Raw genomic sequence first — 22,820 nt, forward strand, 5'->3', positions numbered from 1 at the left:
GCTTTGATTTCGATAAAAACCACAAACCTATGTTCGGTATAAAACACATCAAATTTGATTCAATGACTTACGTTCTTCAATTCTCGAATGGAAAGATTTCGAGAGAAGGTAGAGGTCTTTCTTTTTTCTATTTTGCTCCTAATAGTTCGATTGTTGCCATTCCTATGGGAAGTAATGATTTGCCGTTTATTTTTAATGAATCGACGAATGACTATCAAACAGTGACGATTCAAGGTCAAATTAGTTATAAAATAAGTAATCCGAAAACATTGGCCGATGTTCTTGATTTTACCGTTACTGATAACGGACAATATAAAAAAAATGATATTGAGAAATTGAATCAGCGAATTATTAACGAAGCACAAACCGCTACTTCCTCTTTTATTCATGAAATTAAATTGAAAGATGCCATTCGATCTGCCAAAACGATTGAGGATAGAATTTTGGAAGGTTTAAAAGTATCACCGGCAATTACTATGCTTGGAATTGAAATTTTAGGAGCCAATATTTTAGCCATTCAAGCTACACCTGAAATGGCGAGAGCATTGGAAACTGAAACCCGTGAACAGTTGCAACAAGAAGCCGACCAAGCCATTTATGAACGCAGAAATTTTGCTGTAGAGCAGGAGCGAAGAATCAGAGAAACCGAATTGAATACCGAAATTGCTGTGGAAGAAAAACAAAAGCAAATTGCTGAAAAGAAAATGGAGTCGGATGTTCAAAAAGCAGATAACGACAGAAAACTCCGTGAAATGAAACTCGAAGCCGATATAGCTGTTGAAAATCAACGAAAATTATTAATTGAGCAACAAACGGCCAACGATAAAAAAGAAGCTGAAACGCAAGGTTTTGTAATTGAAACGACTTTAAAACCGTATAAAGATATTGACTGGAAGATTTTAACAGCTTTGAATAATAACCCGGATCCAAAATTCAATATTTCACTCGCTTTTAGACAACTTGCCGAAAATGCTGATAAAATTGGTAATTTGAATATTAGCCCCGAACTTTTAGAATCTATTTTAAGTGATAAGCGAGAGAATAAGAAATGAATATCGAATACGCCATAATTGTCAAGAATAAAACCCGACTTGAGGCTTTAATTGAACGATTTAATACAAAAGCACAAGCCAAATTTTACATAGAAAGTCTAGGTGGAAATTTTGATGACTATGTTCGTGAACATGAAACTTTTCATCATGCGTTGGTTGAATTGCAAACGCAGCTTTCAAAAGTTGTAAAAAACAAAACTATTGAACGATTATATCTTCCATCATTTTTATTTTCTGAAAAGAATTTGATTATTGTAATTGGCCAAGATGGGTTGGTTGCAAACACAGCTAAATATTCTAAAGGATGTCCGATTGTAGCTGTAAATCCTGATAAAGAAAGATATGATGGTGTATTGTTACCGTTTGATACTTCTGATTTTTTGGTTGGTGTTGAACAAGTTATTTCGAAACAATATCAATCAAAAACTATGCGATTTGCAGAAGCGAAGTTAAATGACGGACAACGACTTTTAGCATTTAATGATCTGTTTATTGGAGCTTCTTCTCATGTTTCTGCTCGTTATAAAATAGCCTTCAACAAAACCATCGAAGAACATTCGTCAAGCGGATTAATAGTCTCCACACCGGCAGGATCAACGGGCTGGTTGAGTTCAATTTTCAATATGGCGTATGGTGTTGCGAGTATGTTTGAAAAAAATTTAAAACCCAAAAAACCTAAACTAAAAGATAATGAATTGTTATTTGCTGTTCGAGAACCTTTTCAAAGTATTCGAACCCAAACAGGAATAACAGCAGGAATCATAAAAGGACAAAATCATCTAACTATTGAATCATTAATGCCTACAGGCGGAATTATTTTTAGTGACGGAATTGAATCGGATTTTCTAAAATTTAATAGCGGTGCAATTGTTACCATTGGCATTGCAGCTGAAACGGCTAACATTGTGATGAATAAATAGACTTACTATTTTTCAATGTTATACTTTACTCCAAATCCTAGTATCTAAATTCAAGTCTTTTACAATTTTTTCAAACTCATTTATTTCCTGAATGTAAGTTAGAAAATAATTTTCATCTTCAATTTTCTGGAATAAATTTACTTTAAAAAAGTTCTTATTCCAAGGAATAATAAAGTACATTTTACCATTAATGAACGATATAATTGGCAATGTTTTTTCTTTTTCTGCCAGTGTATGAATTTTATCAATTAAGTTTTGCGACAAAACGTAATAACCTGTTTGAATGTTAGAAGCATAAATGTTGTAATTATCATTTATGTATGAATTTTCAACCGTTATTTTAGTCAAATTTTTGGGTTCTAATAATTCATTGAATTTATCTTTGATGCGATCTTTATTTTTAGGAATCATCATAATTTTACCATTAAATTCCTTGTGAAAGTCGGCAAACATAAAAAATCCTGAAAAGAAAACGTTTATGTCTTTTACCGGTCCATCAAAAACTTCATCAAGTTGATTATCATCATCAAAAAAACTTTTTATGATGAAAATAGGTAACAAAACCAATGCGAGTAAGCAACCCCCAGCCGTTTTGACGTAATTAATTTTTTCTTTGTAAAATTTAATTTCGAAAAATTCTACTTCAATGTTTTCAATTATTCCACTTACATAATCTTCTCCTTCAATTTCTACGGTGTTGATAAAATGTCCTTTGGAAAGAATTTCGCTGTTTTGCAACGAATTTTGGTTATATCCATAGGCAGAATAGTTATACGTTTCATTGATGTGTTTGAATAGAGAAGGCAACACATCCTCTTTGAGTGTTGATTCAAAAACTTCTTTTGGATCATTTACAAACCAAAGTAGGAGATAAACAACGCCAACAGTAATGGTCAACGGAATAAGAATTGGAATAATCAGGTTGATAATAACCAATAGAATCAGAACAAATTTTAGAATTTTCCTTAATGGCTTTACTATTTTGAAAAGATGATTATACCGTATTGCTTTAACTCGTTGCTTTTCTAAATAGATTGCACGTTCTTTTAAAAATGATCTTAATTTTTCGTCAATCATTAGAACTGTGAATTAATTGAATAATTGCTTTAAGTTGGGTGTGATTTTAGCACTCTCGTCGGCAACAAAATATGGATTTATCTTGAAATTGTATAGACTGGCTAACACATTGGAAGGAAAAGTTAGAATAGCATTATTTAAACTATTTACAGCAGAATTGTAAGCTCTTCTTGATGCACTTATTTGTTCTTCAGTTTCATTTAAAGTGCGTTGTAAATGAATCATGTTTTGGTTTGCTTTTAAATCGGGATAGCTTTCTACATTAACCATTAAATTTTTTAAAAGTCCAGTTAACTTATTTTCCATTTCAAATCTTTGCGTTGAATTCGGATTTGTATTGCCTATTCTACTTCGTAACTCAACTATATCTTTTAAGGTAGTTTGTTCATAATCCATATACTTTTTAACGCTTTCAACTAAATTTGGGATAAGCTCACCTCTTTTTTGCAAAGCCACATCAACACCACTAAAAGCATATTGTACTTGATTTTTTTTCTTAACCAAGCCGTTGTATATCACAATCAATACTGGTATTGTAATGAAAAAAATTGGAAGCGTCACAATTATTGTTATTGTAAGAATTAGCAATGCAACAGTTTTATTCATTTTGTTAAGTTTTTTATTAATTCGCTAAATATAAATAATTTGAAATATAATTTTAACATGGTTTTAAAAGAATAAATATTAACTATGATTTTTAATTCTCACAATTGTTATAAATACAAGAATTATAATAGGAATACATAATGCAAAATATATTCCGAACCATTTCAGCAGCATAATTCCCATCAACAAAAACAAGAAAAATTTGATTTTGTATGTGATGAACTTTTTCAATATTTTCCACTCAACAATTCGCCACCAATACTTGATTTAGCTTCTATTCCTAACTTTTTCATCATTTCATAAGTCGTACAAACTGCAGCGGAAGTCACCGGGATTCCGCATTCTTTCTGAATTAAATCGATAGACTCCAACGAAGGCATTTGTACACAGGCTGAAACAACTAACACATCAACATCAGCTAAATCCAGTTGCTTATATATTTCCAATAAATTCATCGGATTTTGTGCAGCAACTTCCAAATTATCCGGAATTTCTAAAGCAATGCTTTCCTTTACTTTGATGCCTTGGTGTTCAATATAATCTACAACCATATCCGTGAGCGGACGCATATAGGGAGTTATAATCGATATTTGTTTGGCACCTAAAACCTTCAAACCATTAATCAATGCTCCGGCAGATGTTACAATTGGAGTAGGGAAATCATTCGCAACAGTTTCCTGATGCAAATTCACTTCGGAAACGCAATGATAACCTCGACCCATACTCATAATGGCTACTAAACAAGCATATCCCATCACATCTACGTGAGCATCGGATAATTCTTGTGCACATTTTAAACTCATTGCATCCATAGCTTCAAGTTCTTCTTTCGTTACTTTTTTCATCCGCATTCGACTGGAATGAAAGGTAAAACGTTCAGGTAAAATGGTTTCCCTTGCTCTGAAAATAGCTGGGATTTCGGTTTCCATTGTTACGTTTGAGGAAGGGACGATTTGGCCTATTCTGTATTTCATTTTTTAAAAAGTTTCAGGTTTAAAGTTTCAAGTTAATATAAATAACAGAATACTAAATTTCTTTTACAGTATTAACAATCGTTCCAATTCCCTCCACAGTGGCTTCCACCACATCACCATCCCACATCCATTCTTGGGGATTACGACCGGCTCCAACTCCGGCTGGTGTTCCTGTAGCAATGATATCGCCGGGTTCTAGGGTGAAAACAGTGCTTAAATCTTCAATCAAATCATTGATATTAAATAGTAAATATTTGGTATTGGAATTTTGCTTTTCAACACCATTTAGCTTTAATGATAAATTCAAATTATGCGGATTCGGAATTTCGTCTTTTGTCACCAAATAAGGCCCCATCGGTGCAAACGTATCTTGTCCTTTGGAAACTATCCATTGTCCTTCACGGCGGCAATCTCTAGCAGAAATATCATTTATAACAGTATAACCAAATACATAATCTAACGCATTTTCTTTCGGAACATATTTACCATAATCACCAATTACGACAGCCAATTCAACTTCCCAATCTAATTGTTGGGTTAATTTTGTGTTCAATATTATTTCAGTATTTGGACCTGTAACAGCTGTTGGTGGTTTAGAAAAGATAATTGGTTTTTGAGGTAATTTTCCTGTTGTATCGAGTGTTCGGGCACTTTCTGCTACATGTTCGGTGTAATTTAAACCAATTCCGATAATGTTTTTTCGTGGACGTTGAATTGGAGCCAAAATTTCTACTTCATCAAAGGTATAACCAATTTGTTCGAAGTCGATTTCACGGGTTTCTTTTATCATCTCGGTAATTTCTTCGATAATTTCAAATCCCAAATCAATTAAATCTAACATATCAATTGGTAATGGAAAATTAGATATTTCACCAAAATCTTCCATATCAATGATTAAGTTGTTATGAAGAAATCCTAGGCGAGGTTCTGTGTCTTTTGTTTTGTAGGTAAGTAATTTCATGTATAAAGGTGATGATTTTCTAAGTTACTAAGGTTATGTGTACAAGTGAAAAGTTATTGTTCAATTTTTACAATTTGAGTGTTTGAATTATCTTTAGATTTAACTTCCAATTCATACGATTGATTATCTTTTCTGAAGTTTTTTATTTTAACAATATCACAAAAGTCCATTTGATCAAGTACAAATGAATCTACTCGGATGATTTCGTCTCCGTAGCTTAACTTATCTCTAAAAGATTCATCCCAAACAAAACCAATAGAATATTTGTTATCAATAATGGTTGCACTGTAAATTGGCGGTTTTTTATCTAAAACGACAGTTTCAATAGCTTCAAAATAGAATTTCTTCTTTTTAAAGTCGATTATTATATCTCCATGTTTCAATAAATCTAGACCAATTCTGGAATTATTGTCGTCTGTTGTATTGGAAATTAAATTTTCAAACGTGGTACCATTTAATTTTAAAAAAGTAGCTTTAAATAGAATTTGTTCTTTCAATGGAGCTGTTCCAAAAAGCCCGATGCTACTTGAACCGGTGCTTCTAGATAATTCTTCAAATACATTTTCAGTTGAAAAGATATTAAAAGCTCTGTTTGACATTTCATAAAAACCGTCCATTCCTGTATCAATCAAGACCTCTTCAGAAACAATATGTTTTTTTTTGTCTAAAAATTTAATTTTAACGTAAGGAGATTTTTGTTCGCCAAATAATATTAATTTTGAAGGCTTTGCTTTTGTTTTAAGATTTTTAACATCATCTGTAATAATGATTTTTTTATCTTTTAAACTAATTTTTATAACCGAATTTCGTAAAAGATTACTCCCAATAAAACCATCCATTTTAAAACATTTCAATATAAAATGGTTATCTAAATCACTGACCAAAGCCGTAGTATTATCAAAAGTAAGATTGCCTAGTTTCATCGATTCGATGGCAACCATTTCCATTTTATCACTTTGATTATTGGCATCGGAAACGTTTATTTTTCTGCTGTTTTGGACGTTAATTTCCGCTAAAACTGTTTTTGAAATTACGTTAGGTGCACCAGTATCTAATAAAAATTTAAAGGTTTTATTGTTAATAACTACAGGAAGAATGATTTTATCATTAACCAATTCAAAACTGATTTCTTCGTAGTAATTCTTTTGATTGATTTTTCCCTGATCAAAAGCTATTTTTTGAGAAAATAATAGACTTGTTACAAATAAAAATAGAATCGTTATATTTAATCTTATCATTTAATTAATTTTAGTTATAAGATTGAAAACCATTATTTTCTGAATAAACTTTTTCTTGATATAATCCCAATTTTTCAATGACCGGTAAATCATTAAATGCAAATAAACATGCATCTTCAGATTCAGAAAGATTGTGATGTTCGTGCCAAGCCCACGATGGAACGCAGAAAATATCTCGTTCTTTCCAGTCAAAACGCTGACCGTTTATAATGGAATATCCTTTACCTTTTGCACATTGATAGACAAAAGATCCGGTATGTTTATGAGCTTTTCCATTGAAACCGGCAGGCAATAATTGTATTGAAGCACCCATCGTTTGCATCACGTGGCCACCAGTGAGCGGATTGGTATAATTCATAAAAATCCCGTCAAAAGGATTTACTTCACTTACTTTTTGTGTTTCCAGCAAAGCGGGATAAACATTCGACCAAGAATATTTGAAAAGTGGAGAATATGGTTTGTCCCACGTTTTATCGGCTGGAATTAATCCGGCACAACCATAGGAAATAGGTGAGTAATTTAAAGGAGCGATCAATTCTTGTTTACCATCTAAAACGGCATAATCGTTCGCTTCTAACGCATTAATTAAAGGAATATCGAGACCATCTTGCCAAATGCAGGTTTTTCCACCTTCTTCTACGCCGTGTTCGTGCCAAGTAGAATTGGGTGTGATGACGAAATCATTCACTTCAAGCATTATTTTGTTACCATCTACAACAGTATAACCTTTTTCGCCTTCCATGATAAAACGTAGGGCAGAAGCACGATGGCGATGAGCAGACGTAAATTCGCCCGGACGAGTCACCTGAATTCCGGTATATAACCAACCAACAGCAGCAGAAACGTCTTTTCGTTTATCATTAACTAAATAGACCACACGACGACCAGCTTGTTCAGGAGTTACAAGTTCTGAAGATTTAAGGACTAATTCTCTCAAATCGTCATATTTCCAAAGCATTGGAATAGAAGAGGAGCGAGGTTCCCACGGCTCGATATCATTAGCAACCGTCCATAGAGCACCGGCACCCAAGTTTTCCAAATCTTTGTAATATGCTTTTAGTTCTTCGGAATCTTGTACTCTCGCTCTTCCGTAAACGTCGTCTGAATGTTTTGCGTCCATGTTGAATTTTCAAAGTATAAAACGGTAAATTTACAATTATTCTTTGAATTTTTCAAGGGTGAAATCGGCAATGTATTACTTTGAATGACTAATTTTTAATTGCGATTCCATTGGATAATAACCACGAATTCTCGCTTTTTATCCACGTATGTGAAAAACTAAATGTTTCACTTTTGTGGATGTTATGTTGCTTATCTGTCCAGAATTTATCAACATTATAGTGAATTATGACTGCGTATTCCGTTATCTCAATTGCTTTTTTATGAAGAGCACAATTGAATTCCAAACTACTGTCTTCATTGATTTCTTTCATCCAATACGAACATTTTTTTACATCAGAAATAGTCAATTCATCCGATTGATAATTGATTTGATTATGAATCCAAAGTTTTTTATAGGAAGTTGTATCGTTTCTTTCAAGGTAATTCCAATAGCGATTCTCCAGCTGCCAAATTTCTTTTTCTAATTCACTTTTCTGAGCAAATACGAAATTATTCGTCAATGGAAAAATTAATACAAAAACAATTAAAAACCATTTTTGGAGAATTATTAGATTATTTTCGAATAAAAACTTCATCTGAATTTTATTGCGTTAAAGTTTCCAAAACAGGTCTAAACAAGATATTCAAATCCTTTTTTGCCAAATCATTTTTATAAATTATCTCCGCCGATGATTTAGGTTTTCGATCATTCAACATTTCGTGAACATCTGATACTTTGTAGGTTTCACTGGTTAACAGATAATCTTTTCCGTGTAAATTGTTTGTTGTTGCTGCTTTAAAAGTTGCCAGTGCCACATCTTTCACATCTACAATGGCAAAAGGCACATCATTATCAAATAAAGATTGAACAAATTCATCGGGTGCGATTTTATTTTTGATTAAAAATTGCATTCCGGTTGAAGTAGAATCTTCTCTATCCGACATTGATTTTCCCATTACCATAACTGGTGAAACGGAACTAATCTCGAAAGAAAGGTTCGGATTGTCTTTTATAAATTGCTCCACCACTTGATTAGCGATGAATTTCGCTTGACAATACGGATGACTCATTTCGCTGGTGAAACGTTTGTCGTTTTCATCAAATGTATCGGTAAAACTTTTGCCATCGGCCGGCATCGGAAAATTGGTATTCCAAGCCGCAACGGAAGCAAGAAGAACCACTTTTTTTACGCTTGGTGTTGCTTTGATGACTTCCAAAAAGTTTTCTGTGCCATTGATAGTAGGAGTAAAGAGTTCTTTTTCAGGATCGGTAATGGTTAGTTGGAAAGGGGTTCCGCTGTGAATAACAATATCACATTCACTTACAAATTCTTTGAGTTGTGCTTTATCTTCAACATTTAATTCTTCAATGTATAAATGATCGGCGTTTTTCAGATTCATCAAATGACGGTATTTTTCTTCTTTTGAAATATTGGTTGTAGAAACTTTTACTTCAAAACCATTGTCTAAAAATTGTTTGGTGATATAGCTTCCTATGAAACCGGAACCACCAATTATACCTGCTTTTTTCATTTTGATTCATTTTAAAGAAACCTGCAAAGCTTTTGAGTTCCTTGCAGGTTTTGAATTAATAATTATTTAGTTGAAGTACTATCGACGACTGTTGTTGCTGCTGACAGTTTTTGTAAATCCAAGGCAATTTTGGCGTTATTCCAAAAGCCTACTTCGCGAACAATTTTACCGTTTACAAACTGAGCAGTGATGGCACAAGGCAGGATGTATTCTTCACCTGTAGCTTTTAATGTACCCTTCCAATCTCCCCAAAAATTAACCCAAGTTTCGCCGTTATCGGTAACTACCATTTCATACTCTGATTCGGAGTCAATAAAATCTATATTCGAAAAAAGTTCTGTGTCTTCTTTACTTACTTCGATTAATTTATCTACACTAACTGCTTTGTCTTTTGTGACATTGTGTTCAATTTTTGCAGTATCCGCATAGAATGATTTCATTGTTGCCCAATCTGCTTTTTCATAGGCTTCGATTGATTTTTTAAACGAATCGATTTCCGGGGATTGTTGGGTGTAACGTTGCTTTTCTTGACAGGATGCCAAAACTAATAATCCAATAGCTACAATTACTATTTTTTTCATGATTACATTATTTTAAGTTGATTTGTTCTAGTACACGCTTCAATAAAATGTTATTAATTCGATTTAGAAATAGATAACGTGTACAATAAATTTATAAAGTTGAATTGAGTTATACTTTTATTTGCTCAGTTCTTTACTTAAGATATAGGTATAACCCCATGAGCCATCAATAGAACTTCTAAAATCATTTCGCATTTGTTCGGTTTTCTTTACGCCATGTTTATCTTCCATGACTTTCCAAACACCGTCTTTTTCGATATCCAATTCTGCTAAATCTTTATATGAAGTTGTTACCATATAATTAGGAGCATTTTCATCACCTCCCATAAATGAGTACCATGAACCTCTAACATCTCCTTCAACAGCTTTTAGTGTGTTATGAACTTCTTTAAGGGTTGCATTAAAAACAGTAGAGTTTTTTACTCTAAAGTAAGTTACCCAAACTACTGTTCGATCAGGATTTACTTTTTTAGTGCTCATTTCCGGCATAGTAGAAGCCAAATGATACACATTTTTTTCAATGTGTGGCATTATCATATTGATGACAATATCTCTACAAGCTTTACCAGCTTCATCATCTTTGTCTAAATCTGCCCAGTTTTTAACCAATCCTGTTAACGCATAAACGGTTCCTTCTCCTTGCAATCTTGACCAAAGATTCCAAGAATCTGTTCCGTTGTTTTTTTCATAACATTCTTTATACATTTTTACACCTGCCTTGAATTGATCATGGTGACCTTGCTTGATCGTTAATTCAGACATTGTCAATATTTGACGTTCTGCAACTTGTGCCATAGCTATTATTGGTAATAGCAGTACTAAAAAGAGTAATTTTTTCATGATTAATTAATTTTTAAGATTAGTTGAATTGGATATATATCCGGTACTAAGTAAAATGTAATTAACTGAAAATGAAATAGGTTTAGGACGAAGTGGGTGGAATAATGTCCGAAAAAGGGGTTTTACTTATCGGAATGTGCCAATTGGTCAATGTGGCAATGAATTAATTTGAAGATTAAGCTGCTTTTCGAAGTTTAAAATCAAAAATATGGGTTGTTCCATTTTCTGATTCTTCTTTCATAGTGCCGTTTAGTTGTTGGGTGAGTAGGGAAACCAACTGAGTTCCGAATCCGGTTCCATGCGTAATTCCGGATTTTCCGATACCATTATCGGTGACAACCAAATGAAGATGTTGGTCATTTTGTTTTTCTAATTTGATGGTAATTGTTCCTTTATCGCCTTCAGGGAAAGCATATTTTATGGTATTCGTTAGTAATTCATTGATTATCAATCCTAATGGAACGGCTGTATCAATGTCTAAATCGAGTTTTTCCATAGCTAAATTCAGTTTGACTTTTTCTTCTGCACCAAAACTGTCGAGAATACTTTGACTGAGGTTTAAAAAATAATCTTTCATCTCAATAGAACCCAAATTCGTTCCTTGATAGAGTTTTTGATGAACAATGCTGATGGAGTTCACCCGATTTTGTCCTTCTGTCATCGCTTCTTTTGTTTTTGTATCATCTATTTGAGCCGATTGTAAAGCGAGTAAACTCGATACAATTTCCAAATTATTTTTCACCCGATGATGAATTTCCTTCATCAACAATTCATTTTCAGCATTTTTCTGAGCTAATAACCGATTGCTTTTGCTTCGATTTCGATAACTGATGAAGCCAAAAATCAACAATCCTAACAGTAAACCAACAACAATAATTCCAAGATATTGAACTAATTTTTGTTGGGATATTTTAGCTTCTTGAAAAGCGATAGTTTCCTCTTTTTTCTCTGTTTCGTATTTGGTTAGGAGTTCCGACATTTTTGCATCACTTTCAATAGAACCTATGCTATCTCTCAAATCATACGCTTTTTGTTTGTATGATAACGCGGATTCAAAGTCATTCAGTTTCTGATAAATTGTACTGACGTGGTGATAGTTTTCAATTAAATTCGCTTTGTCATTATTCGTTTCCTGCAATCGAACGGTTTCCAATTGATAGGGAAGAGCTTCTTTATAATTTCCTTTTAACAAATTTATTTCCCCTAAATTGGCAGTTACCGTGTTGATTCCGTTTTGATAATTGGCTTCTTTGGCCATTTTTAAACAATTGGTATAAAAACGAATGGCTTCGTCATATCTACCTAATTTTTTGAGTGCATTTCCTTGACTATTGCCAATATCTACTTTACTGGTTAATCCTAAATTTTGTTCTTCAACGATGGCGGCTGCTTTATTAAAATAGTCTAATGAAAGTTGATTTTTTTTCATTGCAATGGCAACGTCACCGGCATTATTATAAACGTAAAAAAATTCAGAAGTCAAGTTATTTTTCTCGGCCATATCGATTGCTTTTTCAGCATAATTTAAGGCTTCAGTTAATCGATTTTGCTTGGTTAAATCCCACGAAATTCGAGTCATTGCATCACAAATTCCGGCTTTATCATCAATGCTTTCCATTAATTTTAAAGCATAAATGTTCTTTTGCATCGCTTTATCATATTCACCTTTTTTCTTTAAAACCCAAGCCATTTTAAACGAAGTTGATGCTTGCCCTCTTACATCATTAATGGCTTTATATCCTTTCATTGCCTTGTCAAAAAATAAATTAGCAGAATCTAACTGAAGTAAGTTAGCGTGCATTCTGCCCTCCATTTCATAAAATTTAGGCTGCCAGTTTTTATTGTTTAGTTGATCGGCTAATTTGACACCTTTTTTAGCCAATACTAATGCTTGTTTCATATCATTTCCAAAAACAGTATTGACCATTTCGGAAATGATTTCTAGTTTTTTAGTTTGATTTTTTTCTGAATTTAGTTTCAGTTCTAATTCGGCCAAAGTGGCTTGTTGACTATGAATAATAAAAGGAAATAAAAGAAGAATAAGTAGTTTTAATTTCATAGCCATCAGATAAATTTATACTTTTTGTATGTGAAGCAATAATTGTTTTTTTAGTTCCGGACTTACAGGAATGGCTTTTTTGGCAATCACCAAATGACTGGTTGCAATTTCGTCGATGTGATGCATGTTGATGATAAAAGAACGATGAATTCGCATCAGGTTTTTGACGTTTAACTTTTCTTCTAAATCTTTTAACGTACTGACAATGAGGTGTTCTTTTTCTTTACAATGAATTTTGCAGTAATTACGTTCGGCTTCAATATAAAGAATGTCATTGATGTTAATTTTTATCATTTTATCATGGCTTCGAACAAAAATCGAATCACTCATAACAAAAGTATCCAAGTCAGTACCTTCTAACTTTTTTTCTTCTTGAATGCGAAGAATCGTCAATTCAATAGCATGTTGTAAATCTAATTTTTTGAAAGGTTTGGATATAAATGCGTACGGATTTGTTGCTTTTGCTCTGTTAAAGTGCTTATCATCTGCATTGGCAGTCAAATAAATAATCGGGATTTTGAATTCTTTTTGAATGAAGTGAGCCAATTCAATTCCGTCTAAATCACCTTTTAGATAGATGTCAAGCAGTAAAATATCCGGTAAGGTTTGACGAATTTTGGCTAAAACTTCTTCTGCATGAGAAACAATTCCCAATACGTCATAGCCAAGACTAGTTAATTGCAGTGCGATGTTAGCACCAATAATCATCTCGTCTTCCACAATAAGAATTTTTATTTTTCCTTCCATAAAGAAAATGACTTATAAATGAATAACTTCAGTAATAATCTTAAAATTCTGAATGGTAGACGTATATGGGATGTAAAAATACTGCTTTTTATTTAACTTTTGTTAAAATCTTCATGATTATCTATAAATGTTATTTTTCGAGTGGGAGCGGTGTTTACACGAAGATCAAAAATATCAAAGCGATTGTAATGTCCGAGAATATCGTGCATTTGTTTCGGTTGAATGCATTTTTCCAAATCGATGTCGGCATACACAATTCCTTCGTCATCAATCAAAGGTTCGCCAACAACAGCTCCGTTTGGACCAATAATTCCTGAGAAAGCCGAACTTTTTCGAGTCAATAACTCTTCAATATTAGGAACATCGGATTTTAAAACATTCATAATTTCTTTTGAAATCGTAGAACACGAAACAACGGTGAATAATTTCCCTTCAAACGAATGAGCAGCGGCACGAATTTTAATCGCCTCCGCCATATTGTAATCAGGTGGAGCTACTGGAAGCGAAATATAATTGGCAATGTGAATCAATTCGCCTTGCGATAATAACGTAAATCTGGCTAAAGTGTTAGTGTTTTCGCCACAAGCTAATGTTCCGATTGGACCGATTTCAGTTTTATAAACTTTTAAAGAAGAACCATCTCCACTTGACCATGTAAGCTTTTCTGCCCAAGTGGGGACAAGCTTTCTGTGTTTTCCGATGAGATTTCCATTATTATCAATGATAAGATTAGTATTGTAAATTTCGCCATAACTATCGCCACGTTCATTGATTCCGATGACCACGTGCATATTGAAATCTTTTGCAGCTTTGAATAGCGGTTTCATAGATTCATCCGTCACAGCGACCGAATTTTTATATAATTGTTCATACCATTTACTGCCTTGCACGGGTGTCATAATCCAATTCCAATACGGATATCCGGCAACAAAAACTTCCGGAAAAGCAATTAATTGAACTCCGTTTGAACTAGCTTCTTTGATGAAAGAAATCGCTTTTTCAATTGTTTTATCAACGTTTAAAAAAACGGGTGAGGTTTGAACGGCAGCGGCTTTGAATTTTGGAAAGTTCATTGTGATAGTATTAAAATGGGAGTATTAAGTAGTAGGATTGATGAATCTTGAAATTTTCTCTTTCATTTCTTCTGAAAAACCTTCTGCTTTGATTTTTTCTCTGTCTTCAGCTATTTTTACGTTAACAAGGGTTACTTCGCCTTCTAAAACAGTTACTTCTTTTTCATTAACGAATTGAAATCCACATAAAACTGATGCAAAACCAATGTCTTTTACCCATAATTTTTTGGTCAGAACTTCTCCCAATCTAGCCGGGTTTTTGAATTGGATTTTCAAATCAACTGTTGGAATTCCATTGGTTTCGTGCATTTTAGAAAACGGTCTGTCGAGTGCTTCTTCAAACCAATCTTCTACTAAATCATTGAGCATTTCCAAAAACCGTGGATAGAACACGATACCAGCGTAGTCAATATGTTTGAATTTTATTTTTTCTTGTTTGGTGAAAGAATTAGTCATTGTTAGCTTTTATTTTCTTGTTTCATTTTATTTTTTTCTTCAATAGCTTTTATTTTTTCTTCAAATACTCTCTGTTCTTCTTCTCTTTTACTTTTTAATTTTTTAATTTCTTCTTCTGTGTCATCAAAATAGGTGATTCCAAATTCTTTAAATAATTTTTCTTGTTTCAAAGCACATCGAGCCAAAAAGTTAAGATTTTTTGAAGATTGTGTATTACCACAACTAAAACATAATTCAATATACCCAAATATTTCATTTTTAGCGTTAGTGAAGATTAGAATATGTCTAGGCCAATAACAAGAACCAATCTCCCAATCTTCAGTTTTACAATTTCCTAATTCTGATTTTAATTTATTTATTTGATCTAGGTTTAAAAGAATTCTATTCCTTAAATATTTTTCTTTTATTTCAATATTGTTGTTTTTTATGTAGTTTACATACATAGAACGATCTTCGCGATCCCATTTATCTCTGGCATAAAAAGCTATGATTTCAATTTTTTTAGTTTGATTAAAAATAGAATCAAGAGCTTCCTTTTGCTGTGCTATGATGGAAGAATAGATTATCAAAAAAAGTAAAATTAATTTTATTTTCATAATCAAAGTCTTACTACTTACTACTTTAATTTAAACCTCTGTATTTTCCCAGTCTCTGTTTTAGGCAGATTTTCTGTAAAATAAATCACTCTCGGATATTTATACGGAGCCGCTACTTCTTTGAACCAGTGTTGAATATGGTTTTTCATATTATCCGTTGCTTTAGATGCATCTTTTAGAACAATATGAGCACAAACTAACATCCCACGTTCATCATCAGGTAAACCAACTACGGCACATTCCAGAATTTCTTCGTGGGTTAAAAGTACGGATTCTACTTCAATTGCTGCAATATTATAGCCTGAAGAAATGATCATATCATCACCACGAGCGACAAACCAGAAGTAACCGTCTTCATCTTGCTTGAAAATATCACCAGTAATATTCCAACCATTTTGAACGTATTCTTGCTGTTTTTCTATTCGATTTAGGTATTTACAACCTGTAATTCCGCGAACGGCTAATCGTCCGGGTTCATTCGCAGAAACGTTATTTCCGTTAGCATCAATGATTTTCGCTTCATAACCTGTAATGGCCAAACCGGTAGATCCTGGTTTCATATTCTCTTCATTAGATGAAATGAAAATATGCAGCATTTCAGTCGCTCCAATGCCGTCAATGATTTTTAATCCGGTGGCGTTGTGCCAATCTTCCCAAACCTTTAACGGCAAGGTTTCTCCGGCAGAGACACATTTGCGTAAGCTGGAAATATCATAGTCTTTCACTTTTGTAGTGATGATTCGCCAAGCGGTTGGAGCGGTAAAACAAATCGTGATTTTATGTTCCTGAATGGCTTGCAACAAAACATCCGGTGTTGGTTTTTCTATTAAAAATGTGGAAGCACCAAAATATAACGGAAATAAAACCAATCCACCTAAACCAAAGGTAAAACCGATTGGCGGACTTCCTGTAAATATATCATTTGCAGTTGGTTGAAGAGAATACGTTGGAAATGCTTCGCAAATATTCAAAATATCTTTATGGTAATGAGCCGTCATTTTGGGTAATCCTGTCGTTCCGGAAGTAAAACCAATCAAAGCAACACTATCTGATTTGGAATGAAAATTAGTAAAGGTTTTAGGTTTATTAATCATCAGATTTTCCAATTCGGAAGTACCGCTTTCTGAACCACAGAATTTGCAGATTCTTTTCAGAAAATCGGAATCCACCAAATCAATTTCATTTTCTAAAGCGATGTCACAAAACACGTGGGATATTTCGGCACATTCGATGATTGTTTTTAGTTCTTTGGAACGTAGTAAAGGCATCGTCGCTACTACAATTCCGCCTGCTTTCAGAATTCCGAACCACAACGCCACCATCATTGGATTATTGGCAGAACGAATCAGTACACGATTTCCGGATTGTAAACCTAAATCATCCACTAAAACATTAGCAATTTGATTGGCTTTATCAAATAAATCCTGATACGTCCACGTTTTTTTGAAAGTGCGAAGACAAGGAGCATTTCCGTTCCCGTTTTTAATGTGAGAATCTAAAAGACGTTCGACACAATTGAGCATATCGTTTTCGTACAAACCAGGTAAATAGATGGGTTGCAAGTCGATGCTTGGTAGGGAATCGTGAGCGAAGTTGTCTTGATAGTGTTTCATTTTTTTGAGTTGCTGAGTTGCTGAGAAACTGAGTTGCTGAGATTTCTAATTAATTCTTTTTATTGCTTTTCGGCTTCAACGCCTTCTTCATACTTTCCACTTGTTTCCTTTCTGATGCTTTCAACGGATATAAATGAGAACTTCCCATTTTGTATTGAACCGGAATATCATCAGTTTGCACATTTTCATACGCTTGAGCATTTCTGACAAAGTTCGCATCGGCTAATAAAGGTCGGCCTAATGCCACTAAATCCGCTCTTCCGTTTAAAATGATGGTGTTGATTTGATCAATATCTTGAATAAATCCGGCGGTTATGGTGGGAATATGAACTGTATTTCGAACCAAATCCGAAAAAGGCGTTTGCCACATTCTTCCCATTTGAGGTTTTTGATGTTCAACTGTATTTCCGGTTGAAACGTTGATTATATCTGCTCCGGCTGATTTGAAAGCATTTGCAATGTAGATCACGTCTTCCTCTGAAATTCCGTTTTCTGCCCAATCGGAAGTGGAAATTCGAACCGACATTGGTTTTTGTTGTGGAAAAACGTTTCGCATTTCATTAAACACTCGTAAGGGGAATTTAATGCGGTTTTCAATACTTCCGCCAAATTCATCCGTTCGCGTATTTGTCAAAGGAGATAAAAACGAAGCTAATAAAAATCCGTGATGAGCTTGTAATTCAATCATATCAAAACCGGCTTGTTCAGCATTTTTTGTAGCTTGGATAAATTCAGCAGTAATTTTATCCATATCTTCCAAAGTCATTTCCTTCGGAGTTGCCATTTTGGAATTGAATGGGATAGGAGAGGCGGAAAGTAATTCCCAAGCATCATCAATCTGTTCATTTTGTCCTTCCCAAGGTTTTTTTATAGCTCCTTTTCTTCCTGAATGTCCGAGTTGAATTCCGATTTTAGTTTGTGTATTTTGATGAATGAAATCAGTGATTTTTTTCCATTCAACTATTTGATTTTCATTACAAATACTTGCACAACCTAAAGTTATACGTCCGGTTGAAGAAACAGCTGTCATTTCAGTTAGAATCAATCCAACGCCACCGGTTGCTCGACTTCCGTAATGAACTAAATGCCAGTTATTAATTAATCCATTTTCAGCTGAATATTGTCCCATCGGAGACATTACAATTCGGTTGGAAAGTTCTAAATCTCTTAATTTGAAAGTTGAAAAAGCCGCTGATTGATTTTTGTCATTGACATTGCAATTGTCATTGAACTCTTTTAAAACTTTATCTGTAAACGATTTATCTCTAATTTGTAGATTTTCAAACGTTACTTTTTTGGAACGCGTCATACAACCAAAAGCAAATTGATAGAACGGATGTTGAATGTGACGATCCATATTTTCAAACCAATCCAACGAGACCAAAGCTGCATACTGAATCATTTCCACCGTATTTCTTCTGGTTTTGTCGTATTGTTCGAAAGCAGCTTCAACATTCGTAGGATTTGCAATCACAGCATCGGAAAGACCAATCGCTGAATCCATCGCTAATTTTGTTCCTGAACCAATAGAGTAGTGAGCAGTTGCTTTCGCATCACCTAACAAAACAATATTGTTGTATGACCATTTTTCATTGGTTACGTGCGGAAATTGTCGCCAATGTGATTTGTTGGAAATAAGCGGATGTCCGTCTAATTCTGCTGCGAAAATTTCAGTAATTTTTTGAATGGTATCTTTTTCGTTGGTGACTTCAAAACCGATGTTTTGCCAAGTTTTTTCGGAGCATTCAAAAATCCAGGTGCTCATTCCTTCTTCATATTGATAGGTGTGTGCCACAATGGTTCCGAAAGGCGTTGTTCTAAAGAAATAAGTAAAAGCATCCAAAGGCTTAGTCGAACCTAACCAAACAAATCTATTCTTTTTAAGTTCTATTTTAGTGCCAAATTCTGTGGCAAATTGTGTTCGAATGACACTTCCAATTCCATCACACGCAACAATAATATCTGAATCAGCAAACTGGCTTAAATCACCCACATTTTGTTCGAAATGCAGATTGACACCTTCTTCACGGCAGCGTTGGTGTAATAATTTTAATAATGTTTTTCGGGAACATCCACAAAATCCGTTTCCGGAACTGTTGACGGTTTGTCCGTCACGAGCAACGATGATATCATCCCAATAAGCAAATTCACTGCGAATAAGTTCATACGATTTTAAATCTCGCATTAAAAATTCGCTTAATGTTTCATCGGAGAAAACTACGCCAAAACCAAAACTGTCTTCTGGTTTGTTGCGTTCGTAAACATCGATTTGGCAATGAGGTATTGCTTTTTTGGTTAATATGGAAAAGTAGAGTCCGCCTGGGCCGCCACCGATTACTGTTATTTTTTTCATTTTTATTTTGACACGGATTTCACCGATTTACACTGATTTTTTAAACATTAAATTACGCTCTTTTAATTGAAAAAAGTTCTCCCAACGTACTATAATTTGAACCTGCTAAACGAGCAACAGGTTTATAAACGTCTAAATTAATTCGGTTGTTTTCCATCAAAATAGCATCATCAATATGAATGGTTTTTATTTTTCCGATAACGATGCAAGCACCGCCACCATCATTATTATCCATAAAATAATGATGAATCATTTCGCATTCTAAATGAATCGGACTTTCTTTTACACGTTTGGGTTTGATGAAAACAGAGTCAATAGGAGTAAGGCTGGCCAATTCAAATTCGTCTACATCGGATGCAACCGTAGCTGAAGTTGCATTCAGTTGTTCTACCACATCTAATGTTGCCAAATTCACCACAAACTGTCCGTTTTGCAATACATTATTCAGTGTATCTTTATTTTTATTGTTATCTCTAGCTGTGGAAAACATCACGCAAGGTGGGTTGTGAGAAACCATATTGAAATAAGAAAAAGGAGCGAGGTTGTTGATTCCGTTAGCATCTACAGTCGAAATCCAGCCAATTGGTCTGGGGATGATAGTTCCGGTTAGTAATTTATATAAAACAGAAGGGTCTGTTTCATTAGTATTAAATTGCATAAGTTGATTGTTGTTTCTACAAATTAAAGAAAATAGCATGAATATTTACTTATCTCTTACGCTAAAATTTATCTTTTTTTAGATGAAAATGGTATAACTTATTAGAATTTGCTGTTTTATTATAATTTAGCTATAATTATGAACAATATAATTTTTAGCCAATAAAATTAAGCACTTCATAATTTTTTCTAAAATAAATTACAAAATATGTTTTTATATTATTGCTAATTTAATATATTTATGCAAAATTTTTATATATGGAGATTTTAGCGTGTCCGAAATGCCAAAATGATCAGATTGTTAAAAGTGGCATCATTAAAGACAGACAAAGGTATTTATGCAAAAAATGCAATTATTACTTTACGGTCAACAAGTTAGGTAAAAAGATAGATGATTACTACGTAACGAAAGCTCTGCAATTATACTTAGAAGGATTAAGTTATCGTGAAATCGAGCGAATTTTAGGAGTTTCTCATGTAACAGTGAGTAATTGGGTAAAAGAGTTTAAAATCAAAAAACCTGCTCACACCGATTATCATCCTACTTATAAGATTTATAATCATTTAGAATTAGTAGAATTCTTAAAAAACAAAGACCAGCTCAAAGGTGCCGGGATGATTATTACTGAATTAGGCGATAAATTTATGCTTATAAAATGGGAGCGTTTCAAAGATTAGCTATACTAATTAACAAAAATATATAACTGTTTTTTTTTCTCACTTATAAAATTTCAATTTGGTACTCAGAAAAACAAATTCTTCTAACCAAAACCAAATTTATAATTAATGAAAAAAGCAGTCTTACTTCTCATGACAACGTTTTGCTTTTTTAATGCTTTCTCGCAAGGTTCTCCCGATTATGGGGGCGGAATGAAATTTAACCTAAACGAAGAAGGTTCAAAATACATGCGTGTCATTGCTTGGGGGCAAATGTGGGGTCAATATAATGACAACCTGCCCGAAGATAAAAAAGCAATTGAGTTTTCAACTCGAAGAGCACGGATTTTAACCTATGCTCAAATTACACCAAAATTCTTAGTGTTAACTCATTTTGGTTTAAATTCATTGAATGCAGATAACATGTCGCCAACAGGAAAAGGCGAGAGTTCTCAATTGTTTTTTCATGATTTTTGGGTGCAATACAGTTTAGGAAAAAATCACGCCATTGGTTCAGGTTTACATTACTGGAACGGAATTTCGCGATTAAATAGTCAAGGAACTTTAAATTTTATGACTTTGGATAACAACCGTCAATCATGGTCAACCTTAGGTTTATCCGATCAATTTGCTCGTCACCAAGGTGTTTATGCAAAAGGTACTTTTGGTAAATTTCAATACCGGGTTTCCATTAACGAATCAATGACAAACAGTTTAGACACCCGAGTTACAGCAGATAATGTAAACACCACAATTTATGCAGGTCGAAGAGTTTTAGGTTCAAAAGAGTCAGGAATGAATTATGCCGGTTATTTTGAATATGGCTTTTTTGATGCTGAAAGCAATTTTCTACCGTTTAGAGTTGGGTCTTATTTAGGTACCAAAAAAGTATTTAATGTAGGTGCCGGATTTTTTCTGCATCCAAAAGGAAGTGTTTACAATGATGGCACAACCAACATTGGTGAAGATGTATCCATTTTTGCTGTTGATGCTTTTTATGATGCACCAGTTGGTGATAAAAAAGGAGCAATTACAGCTTATGCTACTTACCAAAACAACAATTACGGTAAAAATTATTTGTTTAACGCCTATGGAACCGGAAGCTTCATTTATGGTCATGCCGGTTATATGTTCCATTCGGAAAAATTGACAAAAATTCAACCCTACTTATCCTATGCAACCAACAGTTATGATGCTGTGGATGATAATCGAAATGTATTCGGTGTGGGTACAAACCTTTATTTAAACGGACACAATTCTAAACTTACATTAGAATATAAAAATGAAAAATTTGGCGAAAGCAAAACGGGAACGATTACGCTTCAAGCCATGGTTTATCTATAAACTTAACTTTTAAAAACAAATTTAACTATGAGTAATCAAGCAAACGCTACCGCCTATTGGAAAGAGAATTTAAGGTATCTTCTTATTCTTTTGTCCATCTGGTTTTTAGTCTCCTATGGAGCAGGAATCTTATTTAAAGACGCTTTAGACAGTATTAAAATCGGAGGATTTCCACTCGGATTTTGGTTCGCACAACAAGGATCAATTTATGTATTTGTGATTTTGATTTTTGTGTATGTTAGACTAATGAACAAACTAGACAAAAAATACGGATACGGAGAGGAATAGTTTTCTGTTTTCGGTTATCGGTTTTCTGTTAAAATAAATTGAAATAAAAAATTCAAATAACTCAGCTGCTCAGTATCTAAGCTACTCAGCAACT

General features: G+C 33.7%; 23 protein-coding genes. 5 read left to right on the top strand and 18 right to left on the bottom strand.

Going from position 1 to position 22,820, the window contains the following annotated elements; genetic code table 11:
- The first annotated feature begins 62 nt into the window (after nt 1–62).
- Complete coding sequence (locus B4N66_RS09740; protein WP_291094317.1) at nt 63–1,052, top strand: SPFH domain-containing protein; 990 nt, start codon at nt 63–65, stop codon at nt 1,050–1,052.
- Nucleotides 1,049–1,972: a sugar kinase gene (locus B4N66_RS09745; protein WP_291094320.1), complete on the top strand. Its 924-nt coding sequence runs from the start codon at nt 1,049–1,051 to the stop codon at nt 1,970–1,972. Before B4N66_RS09740 ends, B4N66_RS09745 begins: the two co-directional genes overlap by 4 nt.
- Nucleotides 1,973–1,990: 18 nt before the next feature.
- On the opposite strand, the gene B4N66_RS09750 is transcribed toward B4N66_RS09745, so the two are convergent.
- The 18 genes from B4N66_RS09750 to B4N66_RS09835 all read right to left on the bottom strand — a co-directional run bounded on the left by B4N66_RS09750 (nt 1,991) and on the right by B4N66_RS09835 (nt 20,438).
- Complete coding sequence (locus tag B4N66_RS09750; RefSeq protein WP_291094322.1) at nt 1,991–3,049, bottom strand: DUF3137 domain-containing protein; 1,059 nt, start codon at nt 3,047–3,049, stop codon at nt 1,991–1,993.
- Nucleotides 3,050–3,061: 12 nt separating this feature from the next.
- A complete protein-coding gene (locus B4N66_RS09755) occupies nt 3,062–3,655 on the bottom strand; it encodes a LemA family protein (RefSeq protein ID WP_291094324.1) in 594 nt (197 codons plus the stop codon).
- Between the two features lie 227 nt (nt 3,656–3,882).
- The gene (locus B4N66_RS09760; RefSeq protein ID WP_291094327.1) at nt 3,883–4,629 is read right to left on the bottom strand and encodes a maleate cis-trans isomerase family protein; all 747 of its coding nucleotides are present in this window, start codon (nt 4,627–4,629) and stop codon (nt 3,883–3,885) included.
- 52 nt (nt 4,630–4,681) lie between these two features.
- Entirely contained in the window at nt 4,682–5,590 is a 909-nt protein-coding gene (locus B4N66_RS09765) for a fumarylacetoacetate hydrolase family protein (protein ID WP_291094328.1), read from the bottom strand.
- A gap of 53 nt (nt 5,591–5,643) precedes the next feature.
- Complete coding sequence (locus B4N66_RS09770) at nt 5,644–6,828, bottom strand: retropepsin-like aspartic protease (protein WP_291094331.1); 1,185 nt, start codon at nt 6,826–6,828, stop codon at nt 5,644–5,646.
- Between the two features lie 10 nt (nt 6,829–6,838).
- Complete coding sequence (locus tag B4N66_RS09775) at nt 6,839–7,948, bottom strand: cupin domain-containing protein (protein ID WP_291094334.1); 1,110 nt, start codon at nt 7,946–7,948, stop codon at nt 6,839–6,841.
- Between the two features lie 88 nt (nt 7,949–8,036).
- Entirely contained in the window at nt 8,037–8,525 is a 489-nt protein-coding gene (locus B4N66_RS09780) for a nuclear transport factor 2 family protein (protein WP_291094337.1), read from the bottom strand.
- Nucleotides 8,526–8,532: 7 nt separating this feature from the next.
- Nucleotides 8,533–9,462 carry an NAD-dependent epimerase/dehydratase family protein gene (locus B4N66_RS09785; protein ID WP_291094339.1) on the bottom strand — a complete coding sequence of 310 codons (930 nt, stop codon included), beginning with the start codon at nt 9,460–9,462 and terminating at the stop codon, nt 8,533–8,535.
- 62 nt (nt 9,463–9,524) lie between these two features.
- Nucleotides 9,525–10,043, bottom strand: coding sequence for a nuclear transport factor 2 family protein (locus B4N66_RS09790; protein ID WP_291094342.1), 519 nt, complete (start codon nt 10,041–10,043; stop codon nt 9,525–9,527).
- A 117-nt stretch (nt 10,044–10,160) separates the two neighbouring features.
- Entirely contained in the window at nt 10,161–10,883 is a 723-nt protein-coding gene (locus tag B4N66_RS09795) for a hypothetical protein (protein WP_291094345.1), read from the bottom strand.
- A gap of 175 nt (nt 10,884–11,058) precedes the next feature.
- Nucleotides 11,059–12,942 carry a tetratricopeptide repeat-containing sensor histidine kinase gene (locus B4N66_RS09800; protein WP_291094346.1) on the bottom strand — a complete coding sequence of 628 codons (1,884 nt, stop codon included), beginning with the start codon at nt 12,940–12,942 and terminating at the stop codon, nt 11,059–11,061.
- Between the two features lie 15 nt (nt 12,943–12,957).
- Nucleotides 12,958–13,689, bottom strand: a complete 732-nt coding sequence (locus tag B4N66_RS09805) for a LytR/AlgR family response regulator transcription factor (protein WP_291094348.1) — start codon at nt 13,687–13,689, stop codon at nt 12,958–12,960.
- Nucleotides 13,690–13,781: 92 nt separating this feature from the next.
- A complete protein-coding gene (locus B4N66_RS09810) occupies nt 13,782–14,762 on the bottom strand; it encodes a carbon-nitrogen hydrolase family protein (RefSeq protein ID WP_291094351.1) in 981 nt (326 codons plus the stop codon).
- A 24-nt stretch (nt 14,763–14,786) separates the two neighbouring features.
- Nucleotides 14,787–15,218 (bottom strand): acyl-CoA thioesterase, encoded by a 432-nt coding sequence (locus B4N66_RS09815; RefSeq protein WP_291094353.1) that lies wholly within the window; start codon nt 15,216–15,218, stop codon nt 14,787–14,789.
- Nucleotides 15,219–15,220: 2 nt separating this feature from the next.
- Nucleotides 15,221–15,814, bottom strand: coding sequence for a hypothetical protein (locus B4N66_RS09820; RefSeq protein WP_291094356.1), 594 nt, complete (start codon nt 15,812–15,814; stop codon nt 15,221–15,223).
- 20 nt (nt 15,815–15,834) lie between these two features.
- The gene (locus B4N66_RS09825; protein ID WP_291094358.1) at nt 15,835–17,427 is read right to left on the bottom strand and encodes an AMP-binding protein; all 1,593 of its coding nucleotides are present in this window, start codon (nt 17,425–17,427) and stop codon (nt 15,835–15,837) included.
- Between the two features lie 49 nt (nt 17,428–17,476).
- Nucleotides 17,477–19,780 (bottom strand): FAD-dependent monooxygenase, encoded by a 2,304-nt coding sequence (locus tag B4N66_RS09830; RefSeq protein WP_291094360.1) that lies wholly within the window; start codon nt 19,778–19,780, stop codon nt 17,477–17,479.
- 52 nt (nt 19,781–19,832) lie between these two features.
- Nucleotides 19,833–20,438, bottom strand: a complete 606-nt coding sequence (locus tag B4N66_RS09835) for a flavin reductase family protein (RefSeq protein WP_291094361.1) — start codon at nt 20,436–20,438, stop codon at nt 19,833–19,835.
- Nucleotides 20,439–20,695: 257 nt separating this feature from the next.
- Between B4N66_RS09835 and B4N66_RS09840 the strand changes: the two genes are divergently transcribed.
- The 3 genes from B4N66_RS09840 to B4N66_RS09850 all read left to right on the top strand — a co-directional run bounded on the left by B4N66_RS09840 (nt 20,696) and on the right by B4N66_RS09850 (nt 22,726).
- Entirely contained in the window at nt 20,696–21,115 is a 420-nt protein-coding gene (locus B4N66_RS09840; protein ID WP_291094362.1) for an IS1/IS1595 family N-terminal zinc-binding domain-containing protein, read from the top strand.
- A gap of 108 nt (nt 21,116–21,223) precedes the next feature.
- Complete coding sequence (locus B4N66_RS09845) at nt 21,224–22,438, top strand: hypothetical protein (RefSeq protein ID WP_291094364.1); 1,215 nt, start codon at nt 21,224–21,226, stop codon at nt 22,436–22,438.
- Between the two features lie 27 nt (nt 22,439–22,465).
- The gene (locus tag B4N66_RS09850) at nt 22,466–22,726 is read left to right on the top strand and encodes a DUF4212 domain-containing protein (RefSeq protein WP_248433748.1); all 261 of its coding nucleotides are present in this window, start codon (nt 22,466–22,468) and stop codon (nt 22,724–22,726) included.
- Nucleotides 22,727–22,820 lie beyond the last annotated feature (94 nt).

Origin of the sequence: Flavobacterium sp. UBA2787, from assembly GCA_002352205.1 — a bacterium.
Classification (GTDB): domain Bacteria; phylum Bacteroidota; class Bacteroidia; order Flavobacteriales; family Flavobacteriaceae; genus Flavobacterium.